This is a genomic window from Rothia kristinae, from assembly GCF_016028855.1.
Classification (GTDB): Bacteria; Actinomycetota; Actinomycetes; order Actinomycetales; family Micrococcaceae; genus Rothia; species Rothia kristinae.
In genome coordinates this window covers 1,758,002-1,782,093 of sequence record NZ_CP065738.1, presented here as the reverse complement: position 1 = coordinate 1,782,093, position 24,092 = coordinate 1,758,002, and the positions used below count along the sequence as shown (strand labels likewise).

General features: G+C 72.4%; 21 protein-coding genes. 10 read left to right on the top strand and 11 right to left on the bottom strand.

The genetic code is table 11. The features are described 5' to 3' along the window. Positions 1-116 precede the first annotated feature (116 nt). Positions 117-3,563 carry a pyruvate carboxylase gene (locus I6G21_RS07860; protein ID WP_129358132.1) on the bottom strand — a complete coding sequence of 1,149 codons (3,447 nt, stop codon included), beginning with the start codon at positions 3,561-3,563 and terminating at the stop codon, positions 117-119. A gap of 219 nt (positions 3,564-3,782) precedes the next feature. On the opposite strand from I6G21_RS07860, the gene I6G21_RS07855 reads away from it, so the two are divergent. Further along, positions 3,783-4,580 (top strand): ParA family protein, encoded by a 798-nt coding sequence (locus I6G21_RS07855; RefSeq protein WP_055684666.1) that lies wholly within the window; start codon positions 3,783-3,785, stop codon positions 4,578-4,580. Positions 4,581-4,659: 79 nt separating this feature from the next. Here the strand turns inward: I6G21_RS07855 and I6G21_RS07850 are convergent, their stop codons facing one another. From I6G21_RS07850 to I6G21_RS07830, 5 genes are all read right to left on the bottom strand, one after another. Further along, positions 4,660-5,241, bottom strand: a complete 582-nt coding sequence (locus I6G21_RS07850) for a MerR family transcriptional regulator (protein ID WP_055684707.1) — start codon at positions 5,239-5,241, stop codon at positions 4,660-4,662. A gap of 294 nt (positions 5,242-5,535) precedes the next feature. Then, on the bottom strand, positions 5,536-6,261 hold the full coding sequence (gene ftsR / locus I6G21_RS07845) for a transcriptional regulator FtsR (RefSeq protein WP_058731080.1): 726 nt from the start codon (positions 6,259-6,261) through the stop codon (positions 5,536-5,538). 17 nt (positions 6,262-6,278) lie between these two features. Further along, positions 6,279-6,719, bottom strand: a complete 441-nt coding sequence (locus tag I6G21_RS07840; RefSeq protein ID WP_232238430.1) for an FHA domain-containing protein — start codon at positions 6,717-6,719, stop codon at positions 6,279-6,281. A 216-nt stretch (positions 6,720-6,935) separates the two neighbouring features. Further along, positions 6,936-7,322: a glycine cleavage system protein GcvH gene (gene gcvH / locus I6G21_RS07835; protein ID WP_055684669.1), complete on the bottom strand. Its 387-nt coding sequence runs from the start codon at positions 7,320-7,322 to the stop codon at positions 6,936-6,938. Between the two features lie 158 nt (positions 7,323-7,480). Next, the gene (locus tag I6G21_RS07830) at positions 7,481-10,966 is read right to left on the bottom strand and encodes a bifunctional proline dehydrogenase/L-glutamate gamma-semialdehyde dehydrogenase (RefSeq protein ID WP_129358134.1); all 3,486 of its coding nucleotides are present in this window, start codon (positions 10,964-10,966) and stop codon (positions 7,481-7,483) included. Between the two features lie 156 nt (positions 10,967-11,122). On the opposite strand from I6G21_RS07830, the gene I6G21_RS07825 reads away from it, so the two are divergent. The 4 genes from I6G21_RS07825 (at position 11,123) to I6G21_RS07810 (ending at position 13,520) form a co-directional block, all read left to right on the top strand. After that, on the top strand, positions 11,123-12,019 hold the full coding sequence (locus I6G21_RS07825; protein WP_129358135.1) for a LysR substrate-binding domain-containing protein: 897 nt from the start codon (positions 11,123-11,125) through the stop codon (positions 12,017-12,019). Between the two features lie 18 nt (positions 12,020-12,037). Then, positions 12,038-12,271 carry a hypothetical protein gene (locus tag I6G21_RS07820; protein WP_061225734.1) on the top strand — a complete coding sequence of 78 codons (234 nt, stop codon included), beginning with the start codon at positions 12,038-12,040 and terminating at the stop codon, positions 12,269-12,271. Between the two features lie 27 nt (positions 12,272-12,298). Next, complete coding sequence (locus I6G21_RS07815; RefSeq protein ID WP_165596170.1) at positions 12,299-12,448, top strand: hypothetical protein; 150 nt, start codon at positions 12,299-12,301, stop codon at positions 12,446-12,448. Positions 12,449-12,527: 79 nt separating this feature from the next. Beyond that, a complete protein-coding gene (locus I6G21_RS07810; RefSeq protein ID WP_081101650.1) occupies positions 12,528-13,520 on the top strand; it encodes a DUF389 domain-containing protein in 993 nt (330 codons plus the stop codon). Between the two features lie 24 nt (positions 13,521-13,544). Here I6G21_RS07810 and I6G21_RS07805 read toward each other — a convergent pair whose 3' ends face one another. Then, positions 13,545-14,447, bottom strand: a complete 903-nt coding sequence (locus tag I6G21_RS07805; RefSeq protein WP_232238429.1) for a sugar-binding transcriptional regulator — start codon at positions 14,445-14,447, stop codon at positions 13,545-13,547. Positions 14,448-14,677: 230 nt separating this feature from the next. Between I6G21_RS07805 and I6G21_RS07800 the strand changes: the two genes are divergently transcribed. The 4 genes from I6G21_RS07800 (at position 14,678) to I6G21_RS07785 (ending at position 20,066) form a co-directional block, all read left to right on the top strand. Continuing rightward, positions 14,678-16,372 (top strand): glycerol-3-phosphate dehydrogenase/oxidase, encoded by a 1,695-nt coding sequence (locus I6G21_RS07800; RefSeq protein ID WP_081101656.1) that lies wholly within the window; start codon positions 14,678-14,680, stop codon positions 16,370-16,372. A gap of 136 nt (positions 16,373-16,508) precedes the next feature. Then, the gene (locus I6G21_RS07795; RefSeq protein ID WP_197939442.1) at positions 16,509-17,318 is read left to right on the top strand and encodes an MIP/aquaporin family protein; all 810 of its coding nucleotides are present in this window, start codon (positions 16,509-16,511) and stop codon (positions 17,316-17,318) included. A gap of 116 nt (positions 17,319-17,434) precedes the next feature. Continuing rightward, positions 17,435-19,006: a glycerol kinase GlpK gene (gene glpK / locus I6G21_RS07790; protein WP_129358136.1), complete on the top strand. Its 1,572-nt coding sequence runs from the start codon at positions 17,435-17,437 to the stop codon at positions 19,004-19,006. A 337-nt stretch (positions 19,007-19,343) separates the two neighbouring features. Further along, a complete protein-coding gene (locus I6G21_RS07785) occupies positions 19,344-20,066 on the top strand; it encodes a DNA-3-methyladenine glycosylase I (RefSeq protein ID WP_232238428.1) in 723 nt (240 codons plus the stop codon). 49 nt (positions 20,067-20,115) lie between these two features. Here I6G21_RS07785 and I6G21_RS07780 read toward each other — a convergent pair whose 3' ends face one another. The 3 genes from I6G21_RS07780 to I6G21_RS07770 form a co-directional block, all read right to left on the bottom strand. Beyond that, on the bottom strand, positions 20,116-20,595 hold the full coding sequence (locus tag I6G21_RS07780; RefSeq protein ID WP_058731730.1) for a MarR family winged helix-turn-helix transcriptional regulator: 480 nt from the start codon (positions 20,593-20,595) through the stop codon (positions 20,116-20,118). A gap of 95 nt (positions 20,596-20,690) precedes the next feature. After that, positions 20,691-21,707, bottom strand: a complete 1,017-nt coding sequence (locus tag I6G21_RS07775; protein WP_058731731.1) for an NADP-dependent oxidoreductase — start codon at positions 21,705-21,707, stop codon at positions 20,691-20,693. A gap of 103 nt (positions 21,708-21,810) precedes the next feature. Continuing rightward, positions 21,811-22,200 (bottom strand): DUF1304 domain-containing protein, encoded by a 390-nt coding sequence (locus I6G21_RS07770; protein ID WP_197939441.1) that lies wholly within the window; start codon positions 22,198-22,200, stop codon positions 21,811-21,813. Positions 22,201-22,290: 90 nt separating this feature from the next. On the opposite strand from I6G21_RS07770, the gene I6G21_RS07765 reads away from it, so the two are divergent. Beyond that, complete coding sequence (locus I6G21_RS07765; RefSeq protein ID WP_058731733.1) at positions 22,291-23,241, top strand: beta-ketoacyl-ACP synthase III; 951 nt, start codon at positions 22,291-22,293, stop codon at positions 23,239-23,241. A 111-nt stretch (positions 23,242-23,352) separates the two neighbouring features. On the opposite strand, the gene I6G21_RS07760 is transcribed toward I6G21_RS07765, so the two are convergent. Then, the gene (locus tag I6G21_RS07760) at positions 23,353-24,027 is read right to left on the bottom strand and encodes a TetR/AcrR family transcriptional regulator (RefSeq protein ID WP_129358138.1); all 675 of its coding nucleotides are present in this window, start codon (positions 24,025-24,027) and stop codon (positions 23,353-23,355) included. Positions 24,028-24,092 lie beyond the last annotated feature (65 nt).

The following is a 24,092-nucleotide window of genomic DNA, read 5'->3' as shown; positions in this document are numbered from 1 at the left end:
TCGCGCCGGCCCCGCGCGGTCCGTCGGGGCCCTGGCCCGGGGCGCGCGGCCCCGTCCCTCGGCTCAACGTCCGGACCGTAGCCGCGCATTCCCGCCGGGAGGCGGGCGCGCAAGGATCAGGCGGGATCGATGACGATGACGAGGTCTCCCCCGTGCATCTGGGTGACCTCCCGGGCCAGGACCCGCTGCACGGTCCCGGCCACCGGCGCGGTGATGGAGGCCTCCATCTTCATGGCCTCGATCGTGGCGACCTGCTCGCCGGAGGCCACCTCCTGGCCCTCCTCCACGATCACGCTCACCGCCCCGGCGAAGGGGGCGGGCACGTGCCCGGGGCGGGAGGCGTCGGCCTTCTCCGCGGCCTGGAAGCTGGTCTCCACGGATTCGTCGCGCACGTCGATCGAGCGCTGCTGGCCGTTCAGCGTGCACATCACGGTCCGGTAGCCCTTCTCATCGGGCTCGGAGATCGCTTGCAGCGTGGCCAGCAGCCGCACCCCGCGGCCCAGGGAGATCACGTGCTCGCGGTGCTCGACCATGCCGTAGAGGAAGTCCCGGGTGTGCAGCACGGACAGGTCCCCGTACTCCTCCCTGGCCTTCGCGTACTCCGCGGCAGGGCCCGGGAACAGCAGCCGGTTCAAGGTGGCGCGGCGGGTCGGGGAGTCCCCGGTCAGACCCTCCCGGTCCTCCTCGGACAGTTGGGTGATCTTCGGCTTGGCGTGGCGCCCCTCCAGGGCCTTGGTGCGGAACGGCTCGGGCCAGCCGGCCGGCGGGGTGCCCAGCTCCCCGTTGAGGAAGCCGATCACGGAGTCGGGGATGTCGAACTTCTGCGGGTTCTGCTCGAACTCGGCCGGGTCCGCCTTCATGCCCACCAGCTGCAGGGCGAGGTCCCCCACGACCTTCGAGGAGGGGGTGACCTTCACGATGTGCCCCAGCATCCGGTCCGCGGCGGAGTACATGTCCTCGATCTCCTCGAAGTGCTCCGCCAGGCCCAGCGCGGTGGCCTGGGCGCGCAGGTTGGACAGCTGACCCCCCGGGATCTCGTGGCGGTAGACCCGCCCGGTCGGGGAGCTCAGTCCCATCTCGAAAGGCCGGTAGATCGCCCGCACGGCCTCCCAGTACGGCTCCAGGGAGCTGACCTGCTCCAGACCTAGCCCGGTGTCCCGCGGGGTGTCGGCCAGCGCGGCGACCAGCGAGGAGGCGGCCGGCTGGCTGGTGGTCCCGGCCAGGGAGGCGGCGGCGACGTCGACGGCGTCCACCCCGGCCTCGGCGGCGGCCAGCAGGGTGGCCAGCTGCCCGCCGGCGGTGTCGTGGGTGTGCAGGTGCACGGGCACATCGAAGCGCTCGCGCAGCGCCGCGACGAGGCGTCGGGCCGCCTCCGGGCGCAGCAGGCCGGCCATGTCCTTGATCGCCAGGATGTGCGCGCCGGCGTCGACGATCTGCTGGGCCAGATCCAGGTAGTACTCCAGGGTGTAGACCCGCTCCTGCGGGTCCAGCAGGTTGCCGGTGTAGCACATGGCCACCTCGGCCACCGCCGTGCCGGTCTCGCGCACCGCCCGGATCGCCGGGGCCATCTGGGAGACGTCGTTCAGGGCGTCGAAGATCCGGAAGATGTCCACCCCGGTCTCGGCGGCCTCCTTGACGAAGGCCTCCGTGACCTCCTCGGGGTACGGGGTGTAGCCCACCGTGTTGCGCCCGCGCAGCAGCATCTGGATCGGCAGGTTGGGCATGGCCGCCCGCAGGTGGGCCAGGCGCTCCCAGGGGTCCTCGGAGAGGAAGCGCAGGGCGACGTCGTAGGTGGCCCCGCCCCAGGCCTCCACCGAGAACAGCCCGGGCAGCACGTGGGCGTAGGCCGGGGCCGCGGCCAGCAGATCCCGGGTGCGGATCCGGGTGGCCAGCAGGGACTGGTGGGCGTCGCGGAACGTGGTGTCGGTGACCGCGAGAGCCTCGGACTCGCGCAGCGCCTTCGCGAAGCCCTCGGGGCCCTTCTCCAGCAGCACCTGGCGCCACCCGTCCGGGGGCGTGTGGTGCCCGCCGTCGAAGGGGTTGCGGTACGGCTCGGCGATCTTGTCCCCGGGGTAGCGGGGCAGCTTGTCCCGCGGGTCGATGCCCTCGATGCGGGGGCCGTGGGGGCGGTTGACCGTGACCTGGGCGAGGTAGCTCAGGGCCCGGGTGCCCCGGTCCGATGAGTGCTTCTTGGTCAGCAGCTCCGGGTGCTCGTCGATGAAGGGGGTGGAGACGTCCCCGGCCTGGAACACCGGATCCTCCAGCACCGCCTGGATGAAGGGGATGTTGGTGGCCACCCCGCGGATGCGGAACTCGGCCAGGGCCCGCTGGGCCCGCTGCACGGCGGTGCGGAAGTCCCGGCCGCGGCAGGTGACCTTGCACAGCATGGAGTCGAAGTGCGGGGAGATCTCCGCCCCGGCGTACACGGTGCCCCCGTCCAGGCGCACCCCGGCACCGCCGGCGGAGCGATAGGCGCTGATCTTCCCGACGTCGGGCCGGAAGCCGTTGGTGGGGTCCTCGGTGGTGATCCGGCACTGCAGGGCCGCACCCTTGACGCTCAGGGTCTCCTGGGAGATGCCCAGGTCCTCCAGGGTCTCCCCCGAGGCGATGCGCATCTGGGCCTGCACGAGGTCCACGTCCGTGACCTCCTCGGTCACGGTGTGCTCCACCTGGATGCGCGGGTTCATCTCGATGAACACGTGCTGCCCGGCCCGCTCCCCCGCGGTGTCCACGAGGAACTCCACGGTGCCGGCGTTGACGTAGCCCAGCTCCCGGGCGAACTTCACCGCATCCCGGTGCAGGGCCTGGCGGATCCGCTCGTCCAGGTGCGGGGCCGGGGCGATCTCCACGACCTTCTGGTGCCGACGCTGCAGGGAGCAGTCGCGTTCGAACAGGTGCACGATGTGCCCCTGCGCGTCGGCGAGGATCTGCACCTCGATGTGCCGGGGCCGCAGCACCGCCTGCTCCAGGAAGACCGTCGGGTCCCCGAAGGCGGTCTCCGCCTCGCGCATCGCCGCCGCCAGCGCATCCGGCAGCTCCTCGGCGGTGTTGACCCGGCGCATGCCGCGACCGCCGCCGCCGGCCACGGCCTTGACGAAGATCGGGAAGCCGATCCGCCCGGCCTCGGCCAGCAGCTGCTCCGGGTCCGCGGAGGGCTCGGTGGAATCCAGCACGGGGATCCCGGCGCGCCGGGCGGCCTTCAGCGCCGCGACCTTGTTCCCGGCCAGGTCCAGGACCTCCGGGGGCGGGCCGATGAAGGTGATCCCGGCCTCGGCCGCGGCCTGGGCGAGCTTGGGGTTCTCGGACAGGAACCCGTAGCCGGGGTAGATCGCGTCCGCACCGGACTCACGGGCCACCCGGATGATCTCGTCCACATCCAGGTAGGCCCGGACGGGGTGGCCCTCCTCCCCGATCGGGTAGGCCTCATCGGCCTGCTGGCGGTGGATCGAGTTGCGGTCCTCGTATGGGAAGACGCCGACGGTCTTGGCGCCGAGCTCGTAGGCGGCGCGATAGGCGCGGATCGCGATCTCGCCGCGGTTGGCGATCAGGATCTTGGAGAACATCGGGGATTCCACCGTTTCCGTCCCGCATCGCGCCGCTTCCGACCGGAAGCGGGACGCGCGGGAGCTTGGTTGGCCGGACAGGAGGTGTCCCGAACAATATATGTCAGATCACACCCCGGGGAGGAATCCGCCGCACCCTCGGGACACGGCATCGGGCGCCCGGGCCGCTATGATGGGGCCGATTCCGAAAAAACCCGGCCCATCCCGCGCGAGGTGTGTGTGTCCCAGATCGTCAGCGTCAGCTCCCTGAAGGGCGGGGTCGGCAAGACCTCCGTGGCCCTGGGCCTGGCCTCCGCGGCCCTGCACCGCGGGGTGGACACGCTCGTGGTGGATCTGGATCCGCACGGGGACGCCAGCACGGGGCTCGGACTGTCCGCGACCCACGCGCACGGGACCGACGTCGCGCAGGTCCTGGCAGCCCCGGGCCGACGCCGGGCCGTGGCCCGCGCCGCGACCCCGGCCGGGTGGCTGCGCCGCAGCGACGCCGCGTCCGGGACCCGGCTGGATGTGCTGGCCGGATCCGCCCGCTCGGCCGCCTACGAGCACCTGCGCCCGAACCGGCGGCAGCTGGGCCGCCTGCGCGAGGCCCTGGCCGGGGCCTCCGGCTACGAGCTGGTGCTCATCGACTGCCCGCCCGCGCTGAACACCCTGACGATGATCGCCTGGGCCGCCAGCGACAAGGTGCTCTCCGTGGCCGAGCCCTCCCTGTTCTCGGTGGCCGGCACCGAGCGCACCATGCGCGCGATCGCCCGCTTCGAGTCGGAGAGCTCCCTGAAGGTGCGCGCGGCCAGCGTCGTGGTCAACAAGGTGCAGGAGGACTGGCCCGAGCATCGCTACCGCATCGAGGAGATGGAGGGGATGTTCGGGCGCCTGCTGGTCTCCCCCGCGATCCCGCAGTCTCCGGTGTGGCAGCAGATCCAGGGCTCGGCGCACCCCGTGCACGCCTGGGGCGGGGCGGAGGCCAGGGCCCTGGCCGAGGCCTACGACGCGATCCTCGCCGGACTGCTGCGGGGCTGATCCCGCAGCCACCCCACCGACGGCGGCGGGCTGACAACCGGCCGGCCGAGAGCTCGGCGTCGCCGCGGACGAGTCCGGCTCAGCCCGCCAGGTTTCGCCGCGCGCGCCGGGCGGAGAGCTCGTCGGGCGCGGACGGGGCCGGCTGCTGCTGCGCGGAGTGCTCCGCTGCGCGCAGATCCTCCCCGGGCATGCTGGAGAGGTTGGTCTCCAGCTCCCGCCAGACCCGGCCCACGGCGATGCCGAACACGCCCTGCCCCGCCTGGACCAGATCGATCACCTCATCCGGGGAGGTGCACTCGTAGACGCTGGCCCCGTCGGACATCAGGGTGATCTGGGCGAGGTCCTCGACCCCGCGCGAGCGCAGGTGCTGCACGGAGGAGCGGATCTGCTGCAGCGAGACGCCGGTGTCCAGCAGGCGCTTGACGATCTTCAGCACCAGGACGTCCCGGAAGGCGTACAGCCGCTGGGTTCCGGAGCCCTTGGCCCCGCGCACGGTGGGCTCCACGAGGTGGGTGCGCGCCCAGTAGTCCAGCTGTCGGTAGGTGATGCCCGCGGCCTTGCACGCCACGGGGCCGCGGTAGCCGATGCTCTCGTCCAGGGCCACGAGGTCCTCGTCGAACAGCAGCCCCTGGCGGCCGGTGGGCGGGGCGACCGTCTCCATCCCGGGCAGCTGCTGCTCCTGGTAGGAGGGCGCGGGGGCCGCGTGCAGGGACGCCGGAGGGTTCCGGTGGGGGTCCTGCTGGGATCCGTCTCGACTCACCCTGGTCGTCTCCTCGGTCGGCGCTGGCGCGCGGTGGTGCAAGAGCACGTCCGGGGCGGGCGCTCCCGCCCCGGCCGGTGAGCCCGGCGCGCCGTCGGGGACGGGATCCGGATCCACTCCCTCGACGTTAGAGGCAACCCGGGGTCCGGTCAAAGACATCGGCCCACCGGGCCCCGCGTGTCCGCCGGGGCGGGCTCACCAGGTGCGCTGGACCCGGTCGGCCACCAGCTCGGCGTGCAGCTGCGTGCACAGCCCGGACAGCTCCCGGGCGGTGGCCGCGGCCCGCTCCCGGGACTGCTCGTCGCGGCGCCCGGCCAGCGGGGCCACGGCCTGCTCCACCAGCCCCACCTCCCGGTCGGCCGCCGCCCGGAAGAAGCGCAGATGTCGGGGCTGCAGACCGTGGGAGGTCAGGCGCACGCACAGGGTCGCCGTCTGGGCGGCGTGCTCGTCAAAGGTGCCCTCCGGCCCCTCGCTGATCAGCCCGTAGGAGATCAGCTCCCGCAGCAGCGGCAGCGGGGCCGAGGTGTGCTTGGACAGCTCGCGCATGGACCAGGTGCGCGCCCCGGCCGCCCGCGCCGTCGGCGTGGCCACCTCCGGGGCCGGGCCGGGGCCCTCGGCCTCGGGCAGGGCGAAGTCCCCGCCGTCGCGCTCCACCGCGTCCACCTGTTCCTTGATGACCTTGAGGGGAAGATAGCGGTCACGCTGGAGGGTGAGGATGTAGCGCAGACGCACGATGTCCTGCGCGGAGTATTTGCGGTAGCCGGTGGCGGTGCGCCGGGGGAAGATCAGGCCGCGGTCCTCCAGGAAGCGCACCTTGGAGGCGCTCAGTCCCGGGAACTCGGCGTCCAGGTGGCTGAGCACCTGGCCGATGGTCTTATCCTTCACCTGCTCCGGTGCGGTGGCGTCCTCGGCGGCGTCCATGGGTGGGCTCGCCCGCCTCAGCGGCTGCGCCCGGCGCAGAACACGAAGACGAACTTGCCGATGCGCACCTCGTCCCCGTCCTGCAGGCTCACGTGATCCACGCGGTCCCCGTTGACGTAGGTGCCGTTCAGGGAGCCGGCGTCGGTGATCTCGAAGGCCCCGGCGTTGAAGGAGAAGCTGGCGTGGCGCCGGGAGACCGTGACGTCGTCCAGGAAGATGTCCGCGTCCGGGTGGCGCCCGGCGACGATGCCGTGATCCGGCTTCGCGGCGTCCGCATCCAGCAGGAAGCGGGCGCTGCCGTGCGGGCCGGACTGGGCGATCAGCAGCGCCGAATCGGCGGGCAGGGCCGCGACGGCGGCGGACTCCTCGTCGGCCAGGCGGCGGCGCACGGGGCGCTCCTGCGACGGGTTGACCCGGATGACGGTGGTCTCCGGTGATGCTTGCTCGTGCTCTGACATGTCTTCCCCTCGGGTCATGAGCGGCGGTCGGTTCCGGCCGGCACGGTCCCGGTCTCCCGGATCCGTGGTGCGGCCGCGGCGGGTCCCACCCCGGCGCCGACCGATCGGGGGCGCGGGGGAAGATCCCGGATCCCCAGTCTAGCGGGCCGATGCGGCGCGGGCGCGGGCTTCAGCCCTCGGCCCCGGTCTGTGCCGGCCCGGTCCGCGCCGCGTCGGTCAGGACAGCTGGTCGCGATAGGCCTGCGCATCCAGCAGACCGGCCAGGTCCGCGGGATCATCCGGGCGCAGCCGGATCAGCCAGCCCGCGTCGTAGGGGTCCTCGTTGACGGCCCCGGGGTTGTCCCCCAGCGCCTCGTTGACGGCCACGATCTCCCCGGCCACCGGCAGGTACAGGTCCGAGACGGACTTGGTGGACTCGACCTCGCCGAAGGAGTCCCCGGCGGCGAAGGAGTCCCCGACCTCCGGCAGGTCCACGTAGACGACGTCGCCCAGCGCGTCCTGGGCGTGGTCGGTGATCCCCACGGTGACGACGCCGTCGGCATCGGCCGCGGAGATCCATTCGTGCTCGGCGGTGTAGGAGAACTCGGTGGGGACGGCGCTCATCGGCGGTGGCCTCTTCTCATGCGTGGGTGTGGGGGATCGCTGCGCGCCCGCCCGCAGGATCCCGAGGGAACTCGCTGCGGGCGGACGCGCTCGGATTGCACAGGACACATTACCCTGCCGCGCCGGTCACAGCCCGGAGGGCGCGTACCCGACCGGGCCTAGATGACGCCCTCGGAGAACCGGTCCGGGTTGCCGAAGCGGTGGGCGGTGATGGACACGGCCTGCTCCCGCAGGAACGGCAGCATCTCGACCCGCCCGGCTTCGGTGACCGGGCCGTGGTAGATCCCCAGATCCGGGCGCCCCTCCAGGGCCTCGTACACGGAGGCGTGATCCGCGCCGATCAGCCGGATGCGCATGCCCTCGAAGCGGGTTCCGGCCAGCTCCCGGGGGCCTCGCCGGCGGATGCCGCGCAGGGCGTCGCGCCAGGCGTCGTCGGACTCCTCGACGATGCGCACCCCGGCCTGCTCCAGGGCCCCGGCCACCGAGACGGGGACGGGCCGGGCCGTGGAGAAGGTGATCGGCGCGCCCGCGGCCAGGCCCGCGGCCAGGACCCGCAGGGTGTGCGCGAGGTCCGCGTCCGCATCCGCGCGCACGTGCACCGGCTGGGGGACGTAGCGCAGGATGTTGCGCTCCACGCCCAGCTGGGACGGGTCGTGGCCCAGGCCGAACTCCGCCGCCCAGGCGGCCGCATCCGAGCTGGTCGCGCGGGTCAGGAACTCCCGCTGGACGGCACTCAGGGCGTGGGGTTCGCGCACGCGGCGCAGCAGCTCCTTGACCGGCTCCGCGCTGGGGGTGGCGATCGCGGTGGACGGACGCGAGGTCCACTCCCCCAGGGCCATCAGGTAGCTGGGCCCGCCGGCCTTGGTGCCGGTGCCCACGGAGGACTTCTTCCAGCCGCCGAAGGACTGGCGCCGCACGATCGCCCCGGTGATGCCGCGGTTGACGTAGACGTTGCCGGCCTGGACCCGGTCCAGCCACAGGGCCAGCTCCTCCGAGTTCAGTGAGTGCAGCCCCGCGGTCAGCCCGTATTCGGGGGCGTTCTGCAGCTCGATGGCCTCCTCCAGGGTCTCGGCCGTCATGACCCCGAGGATCGGCCCGAAGTACTCGGTGAGGTGGTACTCGCTGCCCGGGCGCACCCCGGCGCGCACCCCGGGGGACCACAGCTTCCCGGTCTCATCCAGCTGCCGCGGCTCGATGACCCAGTGCTCCCCCTCCCCCAGCTGCGTCAGTCCGCGCAGCAGCTTGCCTTCGGGGGCGGCGATGACGGGACCCATCTGCGCGGTGATGTCCTCGGGGTGGGCCACGTGCAGGGAGCGCACGGCGTCCACGAGCTGGTTGCGGAAGCGCCGGGAGGTCGCTGCCGTGCCGACGAGGATCACGGTGGAAGCCGCGGAGCACTTCTGCCCGGCGTGGCCGAAGGCCGACTGCACGACGTCCTTGACCGCCAGGTCCAGGTCCGCGTGCGGGGTGACGATGATGGAGTTCTTCCCGGAGGTCTCCCCGAACAGCTGCAGGTCCGGGCGGAAGGAGCGGAACAGCTCCGCGGTCTCGTAGGCGCCGGTGAGGATCACCCGGTCGATCTCCGGGGCGCTGACCAGCTGGCGCCCGTGGGCCTTCTCGTCCACCTGGACCAGCTGCAGCGCCTCCCGCGGGACCCCGGCCTCCCACAGGGCCTCGGCGATCACGGCGCCGCAGCGCTGGGCCTCGGCGGCCGGCTTGAAGATCACCGCGGAGCCGGCGGCCAGGGCGGCCAGCGCGGATCCGGTGGGGATCGCGACGGGGAAGTTCCACGGCGGGGTCACCAGCGTGACGTCCACGGGGTGGAACTGCGCGCCGTCGACCCGCTCCAGCTCCTCGGCCAGCTGGGCGTAGTAGTTGGCGAAGTCGATGGCCTCGGAGACCTCCGGGTCGCCCTGATCCAGCAGCTTCCCGGCCTCGCTGGCCATGACCTCCAGCAGCTCGGCCCGCTTCAGCCCCAGCACGACGCCGACCCGGCGCAGGATCGCGGCCCGCTCGGCCGCCGGGCGCTCGCCCCAGGCCCGACCCGCCCTCTGGGCGGTGGCCAGGGCCTCCCGGACCTGCTCCTCGTCCGTCAGGAAGGATTCCTCGATCAGCTCCTGCCCGAGGCTCGATCCCGGCACCCGCTCCAGGATCCGCCGGCCCCACTCCCGGTTGGCGGCCAGAGAGGTGTCGGTGTCCGGGCAGTTGGCGAAGCCGTCCTCGGGGCGGAACACGCTCTGCTCGGTCTCCGCGGCGCGATCCTGGGTGCGGTTGGGGGCGGGGACCTCGTCGGTGACCGCGGCCAGGGCCCGCTGGAAGCGGACCTTCTCCCGGTCGAACAGGAACCGGCTGTCGGCCAGGTCGAAGACCGCGGACATGAAGTTCTCGCTCGAGGCGTTCTCCTCCAGCCGACGCACCAGATAGGAGATGGCGACGTCGAACTCCTCGGGCCGCACCACGGGGGTGTACAGCAGCAGCGCGCCGACGTCGCGGCGGACCACCTCGGCCTGCTGGGCGGCCATGCCGATGAGCATCTCGAACTCGACGTCCTCCTGCACCCCGCGCTGCTGACTGAGCAGGTGGGCGAAGGCGATGTCGAACAGGTTGTGCCCGGCGATGCCCAGGCGGATGCTGCGGGTGCGCTCGGGGCGCAGCGCCCAGTCCAGGACCCGCTTGTAGTTGGCATCCGTGGCCCCCTTGGAGTCCCAGGTCGTCAGGGGCCACTGGTGCACGGCGGCCTCGACCAGCTCCATGGACAGGTTGGCGCCCTTGACCAGGCGCACCTTGATCCGGGAGCCGCCGGCCTCCACGCGCCGGGTGGCCCACTCCTGCAGCCGCTGCATCGCCGCCAGGGTGTCCGGCAGGTAGGCCTGCAGCACGATGCCGGCCTCCAGGCCCCGCAGCTGCGGCTGGTCCAGGATGCGGGTGAACACCGCGATGGTCAGGTCCAGGTCCTTGTACTCCTCCATGTCCAGGTTGATGAACTTGGGGGTCGGGGCGGAGGCGGCGTACTCGTACAGCGGGGTCAGGCGGCGCACCGCGGTGTCCACGACCTCGTCGAAGGACCACGGGGCGTGCGGGCCGGAGACGGCGGAGACCTTGACGGAGACGTAGTCGACGTCGTCGCGGCGCAGCAGCCGCTCGGTCTCGCGCAGGCGCCGCTCGGCCTCGGCATCGCCCAGCACGGCCTCTCCGAGCAGGTTGATGTTGAGCTTGTTGCCGCCGGCGGTCAGGTGCTCGATGGCGGGGCCGAGCTTCTCGTCCCGGGCGTCCACGATCAGGTGCCCGACCATCTCGCGCAGGGCCCGCCGGGCCAGCGGGATGGTGGGCCAGGAGGCCTTGGGGGCCACCAGGCCGCCGGCGCGCACGGCGGCGCGCAGGTGCCAGGGCAGGAACTTCGGGACGATCGGGGCCAGGCGCCCGAGGTTGTGCCCGGCCGCGGCGTCGTCCTCCGGGCGGATCACGCCGTCGACGAAGCCGACGGTGAACTCCAGGCCGTGCGGATCCTTCAGGACCCCGGCCAGCTGCTCGGCGGCCTTGTCCTCGGGGATCTCGGCGGAGGCCTCGACCCAGCGGGAGACCAGCTCGCCGGCCTGCTCGGCCAGACGCTGGAGCTCGGGGGCGTCGAAGGGGTGGGTGGTCATGGGGACTCCTCCTCGAGATCTCGCCGGGGCGATCCGGCGGGGCACGGTGCCCAGCGCGCGGTCCGCCGGGTGCTGGGATCCAGTATGGTCGAGAACACGATGAAGCAGAAATGACACTTTCTGACAGTTCATCTGAAGATCTGCTGAAAGGTTGCGATGCTGGACGTCAAGAGGCTGCGGGTGCTGCAGGAGCTGTCCCGGCGGGAGACGGTCACCGAGACCGCCCGGGCCCTGGGCTACACCCCCTCGGCCGTCTCCCAGCAGCTGTCCGCCCTGGCCCGGGAGTGCGGGGTCCCCCTCGTGCAGCGCCAGGGCCGCGCCCTCGTGCTGACCCCGCAGGCCCGGACCCTGATCGAGCACACCGAGCGGATCCTGCACGAGATGGACCTGGCCGTGACCGCGCTGCAGAGCACCCAGGACGAGCCCGCCGGGCGGGTGCGCCTGGCCATCTTCCAGACCGCCGCCTCCGCCCTGCTGCCCCGCGCCCTGGACCTGCTGGCCCGGCGGCATCCGCTGGTGCGGGTGCAGGTGGTGCAGCGCGAGCCCGAGGCGGCCCTGGCCCAGACCCAGCTGCGGGAGGTGGATCTGGTGGTGGCCGAGCAGTACCCGCACCACGCGGTGGCCCAGTTCCCGGAGGTGGACTCCCGGCGGCTGCTGCGCGACCCCGTGCGCCTGGCGGTGCCCGACGGCTCCGACGTCGCCTCCCCGGCCCAGGCGGCCCACCTGCCGTGGGCCATGGAGCCGGCGGGCAACGCCAGCCGGGACTGGGCGCTGCACGTGTGCCGCTCGGCGGGCTTCGAACCGGAGGTGCGCTTCGAGTTCGACGACGTCCGGGCCCACGCGGATCTGGTGGCCGCCGGGCACGCGGTGTCCCTGCTGCCGTGGCTGGCCTGCGTGAACGCCCCGGCGGGCATCCGGTGGGTGCCGCTGCCCGGGGACCCCCACCGGGAGCTGTTCACCTCCGCGCGCCGGGACATGGCCCCGCGCCCGGCCATCGAGGCGGTGCGCTCCTGCCTGCACGACGCCGCGCAGGCCCTGCCCCTGCCCGGGTGAGGCCCTGCGGGGCCGACCATGCGCTCGCACGGTCATCTCCCGGAGGCCTCCGAGGCGCTGCTGACCTTCGTCATCACCATGCTGGGCACCCTGCTGGCGGTGTTCACGGCGGGCGTCATCTCGAGCACCGCCGTGACCGGGCGGCTGCCGGATGCTGCCGCGCTCAGGCGCCAGGCCGCGGTCTCCTTCGGGGCCGCCGATGCGGTCTCGCTGCCCGTCATCTTCCTGGGACTGGGCTGGCTGGGCGTGTGAGACGTCGCCGCGGCCCTGACCGGCAGCATGATCGCCCTCATCGCGGGCCTGGCCGTGGTCGCGCGCCTGGCGGTGCGCACCACGAGGCTGCCGCGCTGGCAGCGGCTGCTGCTGCTCGGGGCAGAGTCGGTGCTGGGCCTGGCCGTGATCGGCATGGAGATGCTCGCCCACGGCTGAGGCCGAGTGCGCCCGCGCCGCGCGGCGCCGGCCTCGGGCTCCGACCGTCGATGACCGGGCATCGGGGATAATCGCAGCCATGCTCGTGCACTTCCGCGTCACCGCCCCCGCCGACCTCGCCCGAGACATCCTCCGAAGGTGGCTGGAGGATCCCCGCCTGGTCGATGTCGTGCACCTGCCCGGGGTGGTGCGCCCCTCGGGAGATCTGCTGGAGGCCGACGTCGCGCGCGAGGCGGCCAGCGACATCCTGGAGCAGCTGGACCGGGCGGGCGTGCGCGAGCGCGGCGGCGTCGTGATCAGCCAGCCGCTGGGCACCCCATCCGCCGCCGCCGAGCAGGCCGAGCGGGCCGCCCGCGGGGATCCCGATGACGCCGTGATCTGGTCCCTGGTCGAAGCCGAGGCGCAGGCCGCGAGTCGGGCCACCCCCAGCTACCTGGTGTTCCTGCTCATCGCGGTCGCCCTGGCGGGGATCGCCGTGCTCACCGACTCCGCGGTGCTCGTGGTGGGGGCGATGGTCGTGGGCCCGGACTTCTCGGTCGTGGCCGCGACGTGCACCGGGGTGGCGCTGGGCCGGTGGCGGCTGGCCGGGCGGGCCTTGTGGCTGCTGATCTGGAGCTTCGCCCTGGTCACGGCGGTGGTGGCGGCGGCGGCCTTCGCCGCCCTGCACGCGGGGGCCTTCACCCCCGAGGAGGTCACGCGGGCCCGACCCCAGACGGGCTTCATCTGGCGCCCGGACATCTGGTCCTTCGTCGTGGCCCTGCTGGCCGGGGCCGCCGGGGTGTGGGCCCAGACCACGGACAAGACCAGCGCGATGGTGGGGGTCTTCATCTCGGTGACCACGGTGCCCGCCGCGGGCAACCTCGCCCTGGGGGTGGCCATCGGCTCGGCGGCGGAGATCGCCGGTACGGCCTCCCAGCTGGGGCTGAATGTGCTGGGCCTGCTGGTGGCCGGCGTCGCGACGCTGCTGCTGCAGCGGATCGCCTGGCGCCACCTGGACGCCGACCGGCGGGCGCGCCTGGGCCGGCTGCTGCGTCCGGCCCCCGCGCACGCGCACCCCTGGCAGCAGCGCTGAGCCCGGCCCCGGGGCATCGGCCGCTCAGCCGCGGGCCGGGACGGCCCGCTCCAGCAGGAGGCGGGCCGTGGCCTCGTCGATGACCAGGTCCGTGATGGCTCCGGCCCGCAGCGCCCCCAGCAGGGCGGGGACCCGGTGCGCCCCCGAGGCCACGCACAGCCGCCGCGGGATCCGGGCCAGCTGCTCCGGGGTCGGGCCGGTGGCCCGGCGGTTCAGCTCGACGTCGGCCCAGGTGCCGTTCTCGCGCAGCAGCACCGTGCAGACGTCGCCGACCACCCGGTCCCGGGCGATCGCGGCGTAATCGCGCTCCTCCAGGTACCCGGAGCTGTACACGTGCGAGGGCACCGCCCCGTGGAGCGCACCCACGCCGAAGACCGCCACCTGCGCGCTGCGCTGAACCTCCAGGACGCCGCGGATGCTGCGTTCTCGCCACATGGCCTGTTTGGTCTCGGGATAGTCGAAGAACGCCGGCACGGGGAAGTGGACCACCCGGGAGCCGTAGGCCTCCGCCACCGCGTCCAGGATGGCCCCGGTGTAGGGGATGCCAGTGCGACTGGCGTTGCCCGCTCCGTTGAGCTGGACCACGACGGAGTCGGGCACGTGCCGGCGGGACAGGTGCCGGACGAACTCCGTGATGGTCGAGCCCCAGGCCAGGCCCAGCACGGTGCCGGGCTCCAGCAGCCCGTCCAGGCGCTCGGCGGCGACCCGGCAGACCTGCTCCAGGCGCACCAGCTCGGAGACCCCCGCCGCGACCGGCACGACGTCGGCGGTGACCCCGAAGCCGCGCTGGATCTGATCGGCCAGGGCCGTGCGGCCCGTCGAGCGCGGGGCGATCTCGATGCGCACCAGGCCCGTGGCCCGGGCGTGCTTGAGCAGGCGGGAGACCGTGGCCCGGGAGATGCCCAGGTCGTGGGCGATGGAATCCATGGTGCGCTCCTGGCGGTAGTAGCTCGAGGCCACCTCCCACGCGAGATCATCACGTTCTTTCACCGAGCACCCCCCGCACCTGCACATTCTTCCACCGGTGCTGACCATCCTTTCATGACGGAGTAGAACTGGTGACCAGTGACACGAACCACGTCCACGACGAAGGAGCACCCGTGAAGACCCCCGCAACCCACCTGACCGCCGAGACCCGCGCCCAGGCGCTGGCGGCGATGTCCGACGAGGAGGGCGTGGACGTCCTCGTGATCGGCGGCGGCGTGACCGGCGCCGGCATCGCCCTGGACGCCGCGACCCGCGGCCTGCGCACCGCCGTCGTGGACGCCGGAGACTGGGCCTCCGGCACCTCCGCCTGGTCCTCCAAGCTCGTGCACGGCGGGCTGCGCTACCTGCTGAACCTGGACTTCAAGCTCGTCGCCGAGGCGCTGAAGGAGCGCGGACTGCTGCTGACGTCGCTGGCCCCGCACCTGGTCAAGGCCCAGCCCTTCCTGTGGCCCCTGAAGATGCCGGTCATCGAGCGCTCCTACTCGGCGATCGGCATCGGCATGTACGATGCGATGGCCATCGCCGGAGCCCGCGGGAAGAAGACCGTGCCCACCCAGAAGCACTACTCCAAGAAGGGCGCGCTGCGGCTGTTCCCGGACATCAAGTCCTCCGAGCTGACCGGGGCCATCCGCTTCTACGATGCCCGGGTGGACGACGCCCGCCTGGTCATCGACCTGATCCGCACCGCCGCCGGATACGGCGCCCTGGCCGCCTCCCGCGCACAGGTCACCCGCATCGCCAAGTCCCCCACCGGGCGGGTCGAAGGTGCCGTGGTCACGGACCTGGAGACCGGCCGGGAGCTGTCCGTGCGCGCCAAGCACGTCATCAGCGCCACCGGCGTGTGGACCGAGGAGACGGAGAAGCTGGCCGCGCCGGATTCCGGCCTGCAGGTGCTGGCCTCCAAGGGCGTGCACATCGTGGTGCCTCGCGAGCGCATCAACGCCGAGGTCGGGATCTTCCTGCGCACCGAGAAGTCCGTGCTGTTCATCATCCCCTGGCAGCGGTACTGGGTCATCGGCACCACCGACACCCCCTACGACCAGGACGTCGCCCACCCCGTGGCCACCTCCCAGGACATCGACTACATCCTGGAGCACGCCAACGCGATCCTGGACAAGCCGCTGACCCGCGAGGACATCGTCTCCACCTACGCCGGGCTGCGCCCGCTGCTGCAGCCGGGAACCAAGGGCGATGACACCCAATCCACCAAGGTCTCCCGGGAGCACACCGTCACCGAGGTGGCACCGGGCATGTCCGCGATCGCCGGCGGCAAGCTGACCACCTACCGCGTCATGGCCCGCGACGCCGTGGACTTCGCCCTCGGTTCGGCGGCGAAGGTCCGACCCTCCATCACGGAGCACACCCCGCTGGTCGGGGCCCACGGCTACGAGGCGGCTCGGGCCCGCGCCGGGCGGATCTCCGAGGAGCAGGGCTGGACCGCCGCCCGGGTGGACTCCCTGCTGGACCGCTACGGCGCCGAGATCGACGACGTGCTGGACCTGATCCACGAGGACTCCTCCTGGGGCCGCCCGCTGGAGCACGCCCCGATGTTCCTGCGCGCCGAGGCGCTGCTGGCCGTGCGCCACGAGGGCGCCCTGCACCTGGAGGACGTCCTGATGCGCCGGGTGCGCCTGGACATCGAGCAACGCGACCGCGGTCTGGCCGCCGCCGACGAGATCCTGGAGATCATGGCGGCCGAGCTGGGCTGGGATGAGCAGCGGATCGCGAAGGAGAAGGACTCCTACGCGACCCGCGTGCGCGACATCGACCGCGCCGAGGAGCTGGATGATGACGCCGGGGCCTCCGAGATCATCACCGCGGACCCGGAGATCGTCCCCCGCAGGACCTTCGGCTCCGGGAAGTAGTCTCCCCTCCCCCGACTTCACCTGAAGACGCCGAGCCGAAACCCCGCCCGCTGCGCCCGGGCCCCGAGCGCAGCGGGCGGGGGCGCGGCCGGATCCTTTCGAGACAAGGCACGATGACGTGCCGGAAAGCAGCGCCATGTTCGCTTCCGTCCTGTCCGCGGTCTCCGCGGGCCCTCTCCTGACCGCCGGCGGGCTGGTCACCGACGCCGGGGTGCCGACCGGCTGGGGCATGTTCGCCTCCGAGTTCCTCGGCACGCTGATCCTGATCGTGCTGGGCTGCGGCGTCGTCGCCGGGCAGGTGCTGCCGCGCACCAAGAACCACGGCGGCGGGTGGCTCATGGTGGCCTTCGGCTGGGGCCTGGCCGTGTACGCCGGCGTCTACGCCGCGTACCTGACCGGCGGGCACCTGAACCCGGCGGTGACCATCGGCCTGGCCCTGCGCGACGGGCAGCTGATCGACGGGGTGCCGGCCACCGCGGCCAACATGTTCTACTACATCGCCGGGCAGATGGTCGGGGCGATCATCGGCGCGATCATCGTGTACCTGACCCACAAGAAGCACTTCGACGAGGAGGCTCCGTCCGCGGACAAGCTCGGGGTGTTCTCCACCGGACCCGAGATCCGCTCCTACGGCTGGAACCTGCTCACCGAGATCGTGGCGACCTTCGTGCTGGTGGCCTTCGTCATCGTCGCCGGGAAGACCCCCACCGAGGTCGGTCCGCTGGCCGTGGCCCTGGTGGTCGTGGCGATCGGGGTGTCCCTGGGTGGGCCCACCGGCTACGCGATCAACCCGGCCCGGGATCTGGGCCCGCGCATCGCCCACGCGATCCTGCCCATCAAGGGCAAGGGCACCTCGGACTGGGCCTACTCCTGGATCCCCGTGGTGGGCCCGATCGTCGGCGGCGTGCTGGCCGCGCTGATCGTGCCCCTGTTCGTCAGTCTGTGACCGACTCCTTCCCCTGAAGCAACCGCCGCGACCGTCCCCACGGCGGCCGCGACCCCCACCCCGCGGTGACCGGAGGGCCCCCTCCGCCGCCGCCGATCTGGAAAGGCACCGACGCCATGACCGAGAAGAAGAGCGAGCACCTGTACTCCGAGACCAACGACGAGGAGAAGCGCTACGTCCTGGCCATCGACCAGGGCACCACCAGCTCCCGGGCGATCCTGTTCGACCGGAAGGGAGAGATCGTCTCCGTCGGACAGCTGGAGCACGAGCAGATCTTCCCGAAGGCCGGGTGGGTCGAGCACGACCCTCAGGAGATCTGGCGCAACATCCGCCGCGCCGTCGGCGACTGCCTGTCCGAGGCCGAGGTCAACCACCACGACATCGCCGCCGTGGGCATCACCAACCAGCGCGAGACCACCCTGGTGTGGGATAAGAACACCGGGGAGCCGGTGTACAACGCGATCGTCTGGCAGGACACCCGCACCCAGCGGATCTGCGAGGAGCTGGCCGGTCAGGACGGGCCGGGGAAGTACCGGGACCGCGTCGGGCTGGACTTCGCGACCTACTTCGCCGGACCCAAGATCAAGTGGATCCTGGACAACGTCGAGGGCGCCCGGGAGAAGGCCGAGAACGGGGACCTGCTGTTCGGCACCACCGACACCTGGGTGCTGTGGAACCTCACCGGCGGCACCGACGGCGGCGTGCACGTCACGGATGTGACCAACGCCTCCAGGACCATGCTCATGAACATCCGCACCCTGGAGTGGGAGGAGGACATCGCCGAGGACTTCGGGATCCCGGTGTCGATGCTGCCGGAGATCCGCTCCTCCGCGGAGGTCTACGGGCACGGTCGCAAGGCCCGAGGGCTGCTGCGCGGGGTGCCGATCGCCGGGATCCTCGGGGATCAGCAGGCCGCGACCTTCGGGCAGGCCTGCTTCGAGAAGGGCATGTCCAAGAACACCTACGGCACCGGCAACTTCATGCTGATGAACACCGGCGAGGAGCCGGTGATCTCCGAGAACGGCCTGCTGACCACTCTGGCGTACAAGATCGGGGATCAGAAGCCGGTCTACGCTCTGGAGGGCTCGATCGCCGTGTCCGGTTCCCTGATCCAGTGGCTGCGGGACAACCTGGAGCTGATCGGCAGCGCCGCGGAGACCGAGGAGCTGGCCACCTCCGTGGAGGATTCCGGTGGGACCTACTTCGTCCCGGCCTTCTCCGGGCTGTTCGCCCCGCACTGGCGCTCCGACGCCCGCGGCGTGCTGGTGGGGATGACCCGCTACGTCAAGAAGGCCCACATCGCCCGCGCCGCCCTGGAGGCCACGGCCTTCCAGACCCGCGAGGTGCTGGACGCGATGAACGCGGACTCCGGCGTGGAGCTGACCGAGCTGCGCGTGGACGGCGGGATGACCGCCAACGAGTTCCTCATGCAGTTCCAGGCGGACCTGCTGCGCGTTCCGGTGATCCGCCCGAAGGTCACCGAGACCACGGCCCTGGGTGCTGCGTACGCGGCCGGGATCGCCGTCGGCTTCTGGGAGGGCGAGCAGGACGTCACGGACAACTGGCAGGAGGATAAGCGCTGGGAGCCGGAGATGTCCGAGGAGGAGGTCGAGCGCCAGTACCGGCTGTGGAAGAAGGCCGTGCAGCGCACCCTGGACTGGGTGGACGAGGACGTCGAGCAGCACTGACCTCACCCCGCGCGCCCCGCGCCCGCGGGGCGAGGAGGTGAGGTGAGGGGCCGGGCGCACCGCGAGGTGCCCCGGCCCCTCGCGCATGCCCGGGCCGGGGCCGGATCCTGTGGATCGGCCCGCCCGCGATCCCGCGGGATCCACCGACGGCCGGGGCGGGTGCGGTCTCCCGGGGGTGTGCGGCGCCTGCGGAACTCGCGCCGGTGATAGCGTCCCGGGGCAGGAGGCCGCCACCCCGGCGGCAGCACAGGAGGCGACGATGCGGCCCACCACCGATAGGCAGAACGGGAGCGCGCGGGAGGAGACCGTGCGGGAGGATGCTCCACGGCAGGCAGACGTGCCGGAGGCGACGGAGACGGCGCCGCCGCGCACCCCGTGGGCCTCGGCGAGCTCCATGATGCGCTCGTACTACGACCGCGAATGGGGCCTGCCCGTCACGGATGAGCGCGGGCTCTACGAGCGGCTGTGTCTGGAGGGCTTCCAGGCCGGGCTGTCCTGGGCCACGGTGCTCTCCCGGCGCGAGGCCTTCCGCCAGGCCTTCGACGGCTTCGACCCGGAGGCGGTGGCCGCCTTCGACGAGGACCGGATCCAGGCCCTGATGCAGGACGCCGCGATCATCCGCTCCCGGCCCAAGATCACCGCCGCCGTGACCAACGCCCGCGCCGTGCTGCAGCTGCGGGAGCGGGTCCGGCAGGCCGAGGAGCGTCCGGGGCCCGGGACCGGGCTGGACGCCACCGGGACGGTGCCGCTGACCGGCTTCGCGCTGCCCCGGTGGGCGGGCGAGCCCCTGAAGATCCCGTCCGGCCTGCCCGCGCTGATCTGGTCCTTCTGCCCGCAGACCACCCCGCACCCGGAGTCACCGGAGCAGGTGCCCACCAGCTCTCCGGTCTCGGCGGCCCTGGCGAAGACGCTCAAGCGCAACGGCTTCCGGTTCATCGGGCCCACCAGCGCCTACGCGCTGATGGAGGCGATCGGGATGGTGGACACCCACTGGGTCGGCAGCCACCGGCGAGGGGTCTCCGGGATCTTCTCCCCGGAGGGAACCAGGCCGTCGAGCTGAGCGGAGCGGCGCAGCTGCCCGCCTCGGCGGATCGGGTCAGGGACCCGGGTCAGTCGGCGTCGCTGTCCAGCTCGCGGGTGACCCGCCGCAGGATCTTGGTGGCCTCCCACAGGGTCTCGCGCTCCTCGGGACTCAGCTGCGCCATGGCCGGGCTCACCCGGTCGGAGGCCAATCGGCGGAACTCCTGCAGCTCCGCGCGGCCCCGCGGGGTGATCAGCACGAGCCGGGCCCGGCCGTCGTCGGGATCATCCATCCGGTCCACCAGCCCCTGGGACTGCAGGCGCTGGATGACTCCGGTCATGGTCGGCTGGGTGATGTGCTCGGCGTGGGCCAGATCCCCGATGCGCATGGGGCCCTTGGCCTGCAGGTTGGACAGGGTCCGCAGCACGACGGCGGAGCGCTCGCGTCCGCGGTGTCGGGAGGCGGCCCGCACGAACCTGCTGGCCCGCACGATCAGCTCCCCGGCCCGGTACTGATCCCGGTCCATGCCCGCCGGCGTGTCATCCCAGCTCTTCTCGCCGTCCTGCACGTCGCTCCAGCTCCCCGTCCTCGTCGTTGCGGCCTCGATCCACCCTATCCCGGGCGGCGGCCCGGGCCAGCCTCCGTGACGCGGGCGCACCCGTGTCAGATGCGCACGACCATCTTCCCGGTGTTGGCCCCGCGCATCATGGACAGGAAGGCCTCCACGGCGTGGTCCAGGCCGTCCACCACCGTCTCATCCCAGACGATCTTCCCTTCGGCCAGCCAGCCGCTCATGCGCCGGTTGAACTCCTCGGCACAGTCCAGGTAGTCGCCCACGGTGAACCCGTGCAGGGTCAGGGAGTTCTTGATGAGGTTCACCATGTTGTCCGGGCCGGGCTGACGCTCGGTCTCGTTGTACTGGCTGATCGCCCCGCAGGCGGCGACCCGGCCGCCGCGGTTGAGCACGTCCAGGGCGGCCTCCAGGTGGTCTCCGCCGACGTTGTCGAAGTAGACGTCGATGCCGTCGGGGGCGTGTTCGGGCAGCTGCTCGCGCACGGGGGCCTGCTTGTAGTCGAAGGCGGCGTCGAAGCCGTACTTCTCGGTGAGCAGCCGGACCTTCTCGGGCGAGCCCGCGGAGCCGATGACCCGCTCGGCGCCGAGCTGGCGGGCGATCTGTCCGACCATCGAACCCACTGCACCGGCGGCCCCGGAGACGAACACGGTGTCCCCCTCCCGGAAGGAGGCGGCGCGGGTGAGACCGGTGTAGGCGGTCAGCCCGGTCATGCCCAGCACGGACAGGTACGCGGAGCTCGGAAGGCCCCCCGGCTCGGGCACGGCGCGGAAGTCCGCGGCATCGCCCTGGGCCAGGTCGCGCCAGCCCTGCTGGTGGCTGACCAGGGTGCCCTCCGACAGGTCGGGGCTGCGCGAGGCGATCACGCGCCCGACGGCCCCGCCGTCCATCGTCTCCCCCAGGGCGAAGGGCTCCACGTAGCTCTTCTCATCTACCATGCGCCCGCGCATGTACGGGTCCACGGAGATGAACTCGTTGCGCACGCGCACCTGGCCCTCGGCCAGGTCCGGCAGCTCGACGCTGACGGTGCGGAAGTCGGTCTCCTCGGGCCATCCGGTGGGCCGGTGCACGAGCTGGATCTGGGTGCTGATGCTCTGGTTCTGACTCATCCCCCCATCGTCCTCCCGCCCGCGGAAGCTCGCCCCGGCGTTTCGCGCAGAGACGAGACCTGGAAGCGGCGTCGTCCCAGGTCAACGGCGAACAGGGCGGCCCTCAGGCCAGCAGCGCCCCCGCACCGAGGCACAGCAGGGCCAGCAGCGGCAGGGTCCCCTGCTTCATGGCCGCGCCGCGCTGGCCGGGTGAGGAGCAGAACAGCACCAGGGCCGCCCCGAGCATGCTGCCCAGTCCCGCGATGCCCAGGGTCAGGCCCACGGTATCCGCCCCGGCGAACCAGCAGATCGCCCCGAGCGCTGCCAGCACGGCCAGGAAGAGGTTGTAGAAGCCCTGGTTGAAGGCGAGCTCGCGGGTGGCCGCGGCCTCCTCGGGGCTCGTGCCGAAGGCCCCGCGCGCCCGGGGGCTCTCCCAGCGCAGGGATTCCAGGACGAAGATCACCACATGCAGGGCGGCGGCGAGCAGGGCGAGGATCTGGGCGAGGACGGTCACGGGGCTCCTGAGGTTCGAGGGCGGACGCGGGCGGACCTCTCCGGGCGGCGGATGCGCGCCCGAGCGGCCCGGGAGGATAAAATCGACGGCATGTCGACTACGCACCATGGTTCCACGATCATCGGCCTCGGGCACTACCAGCCCGAGCGCGTGATGACCAACTTCGATATCGCCGAGCTGGTGGAGACCGACGACGAGTGGATCCAGACCCGCACGGGCATCCGCGAGCGGCACATCGCCGCCGAGGATGAGACCGTCCTGGACATGGCCGAGCGCGCCGGGCGCATGGCCCTGGAGGAGTCCGGCCTCACGGACGTGGACCTGGTGGTGGTGGCCAGCACGACCACCACCGAGCACAGCCCCAACACCGCCGGGCGGATCAGCCAGCGCCTGGGCTTCACGGCCCCGGCGATCATGGACGTGAACACCGCCTGCTCGGGCTTCGAGTACGCCGTGGGCGTGGCCGATCAGGCGATCCGGGCCGGCTCGGCCTCCACCGCCCTGGTGATCGGGGCGGATAAGCTCTCCGCGGTCACGGACTGGACGGACCGGCGCACCTGCATCCTGGTGGCCGACGGCGCGGGCGCCGTCGTGCTCACCGCCGCCGAGACCCCGGGCATCACCCCGACCATCTGGGGCTCCGTCCCGCAGATGGCCGACGCCGTGACCATCGACGGGGACCCGACCACCTTCAGCCAGGACGGGCGCCAGGTGATGCGCTGGGCCTTCACCGAGGCCGCCAAGCAGGCCCAGCGGGTGCTGGAGGCCGCCGAACTGAGCATGGACGACATCGACGTGCTGGCCTTCCACCAGGCCAACCTGCGACTGATCGAGCCGCTGGCCAAGGCCCTGGGCGCCCGCGAGGACCAGGTGGTGCTGCAGGACATCGTCGAGTCCGGGAACACCTCGGCCGGCTCCGTGCCGCTGGCGCTGTCCAAGTACTGGCACCGCGGTGAGCTGCCGCGCAGCGGCAGGGCCCTGCTGCTGGGCTTCGGCGGCGGCTTCACCTACGCCGGGCAGGTCGTGACCCTGCCGGCCTGACCCCGCCTTCGGGCCCAGCGCCGCCGGCCCCGTTTCGGGAGCCTTCCGGTGTTTCGGGAGCACTGCGCGTGCTCCCGAAACACCGGAAGGCTCCCGTTCATCCGTCTCGGCTCACGTGCGGCCGGCCAGCTCGGCGTCGAGATCCGCGACGACCTCCGCGAGGTGCTCGCGCATCTGCCGCGGGTCCAGCGCCCCGGGATAGATGATCTCCTGGGCGGCCAGCCCGTCCAGGCACCAGTGCAGCCGCCGCGCCAGGCGCTGCGTCCGCTCGGCCCGGCCTCGCTCCCCCGCCGGGCCGCCATCCGTCCCGGTCGGCACCTCCGGCTGCCGTCCGCCCCGCTCCCGCGCCGCGGCCAGCAGTCCGACGCAGCGGGCGGCGAAGGCGCGCAGGCGGCGGTTCTGCTCCTGGCGGTACCCGCGCCAGTAGGCGTCCTCCCGATCCAGTGAGGCCAGCTCGGCGTAGGCGATCAGCTCCCGACGGCGCCGCTCATCCAGGGGCAGCAGCTCCTCGCACAGGCGGCAGACCCGGGCGGGGGCGTCCTCCTCGGCGCCCTCGAAGCCGATGGCCCCGATCCGCTGGGCCAGCTGCTCGGTCAGGTGCTCCCCCGCGAAGCGCAGCAGGCCCTGGTGATCCGGGAAGTAGTGGCGCATCGCCCCGGCCGAGCACGCGGCCCGCTGGGCGACGGCGCGCACGGAGGCCGCGGCGAGGCCCTGCTCGGCCATCAGGTCGATGGCCGCCTGGGCCAGTTCCTCGCGGCGGACGCGGTGATCCACGATCTTGGGCATATCCGCATCCTAAGAGGCGCGGGCCTCTGCTATCTTTTCAACACAGTCGTATTTTTTACCGCCGC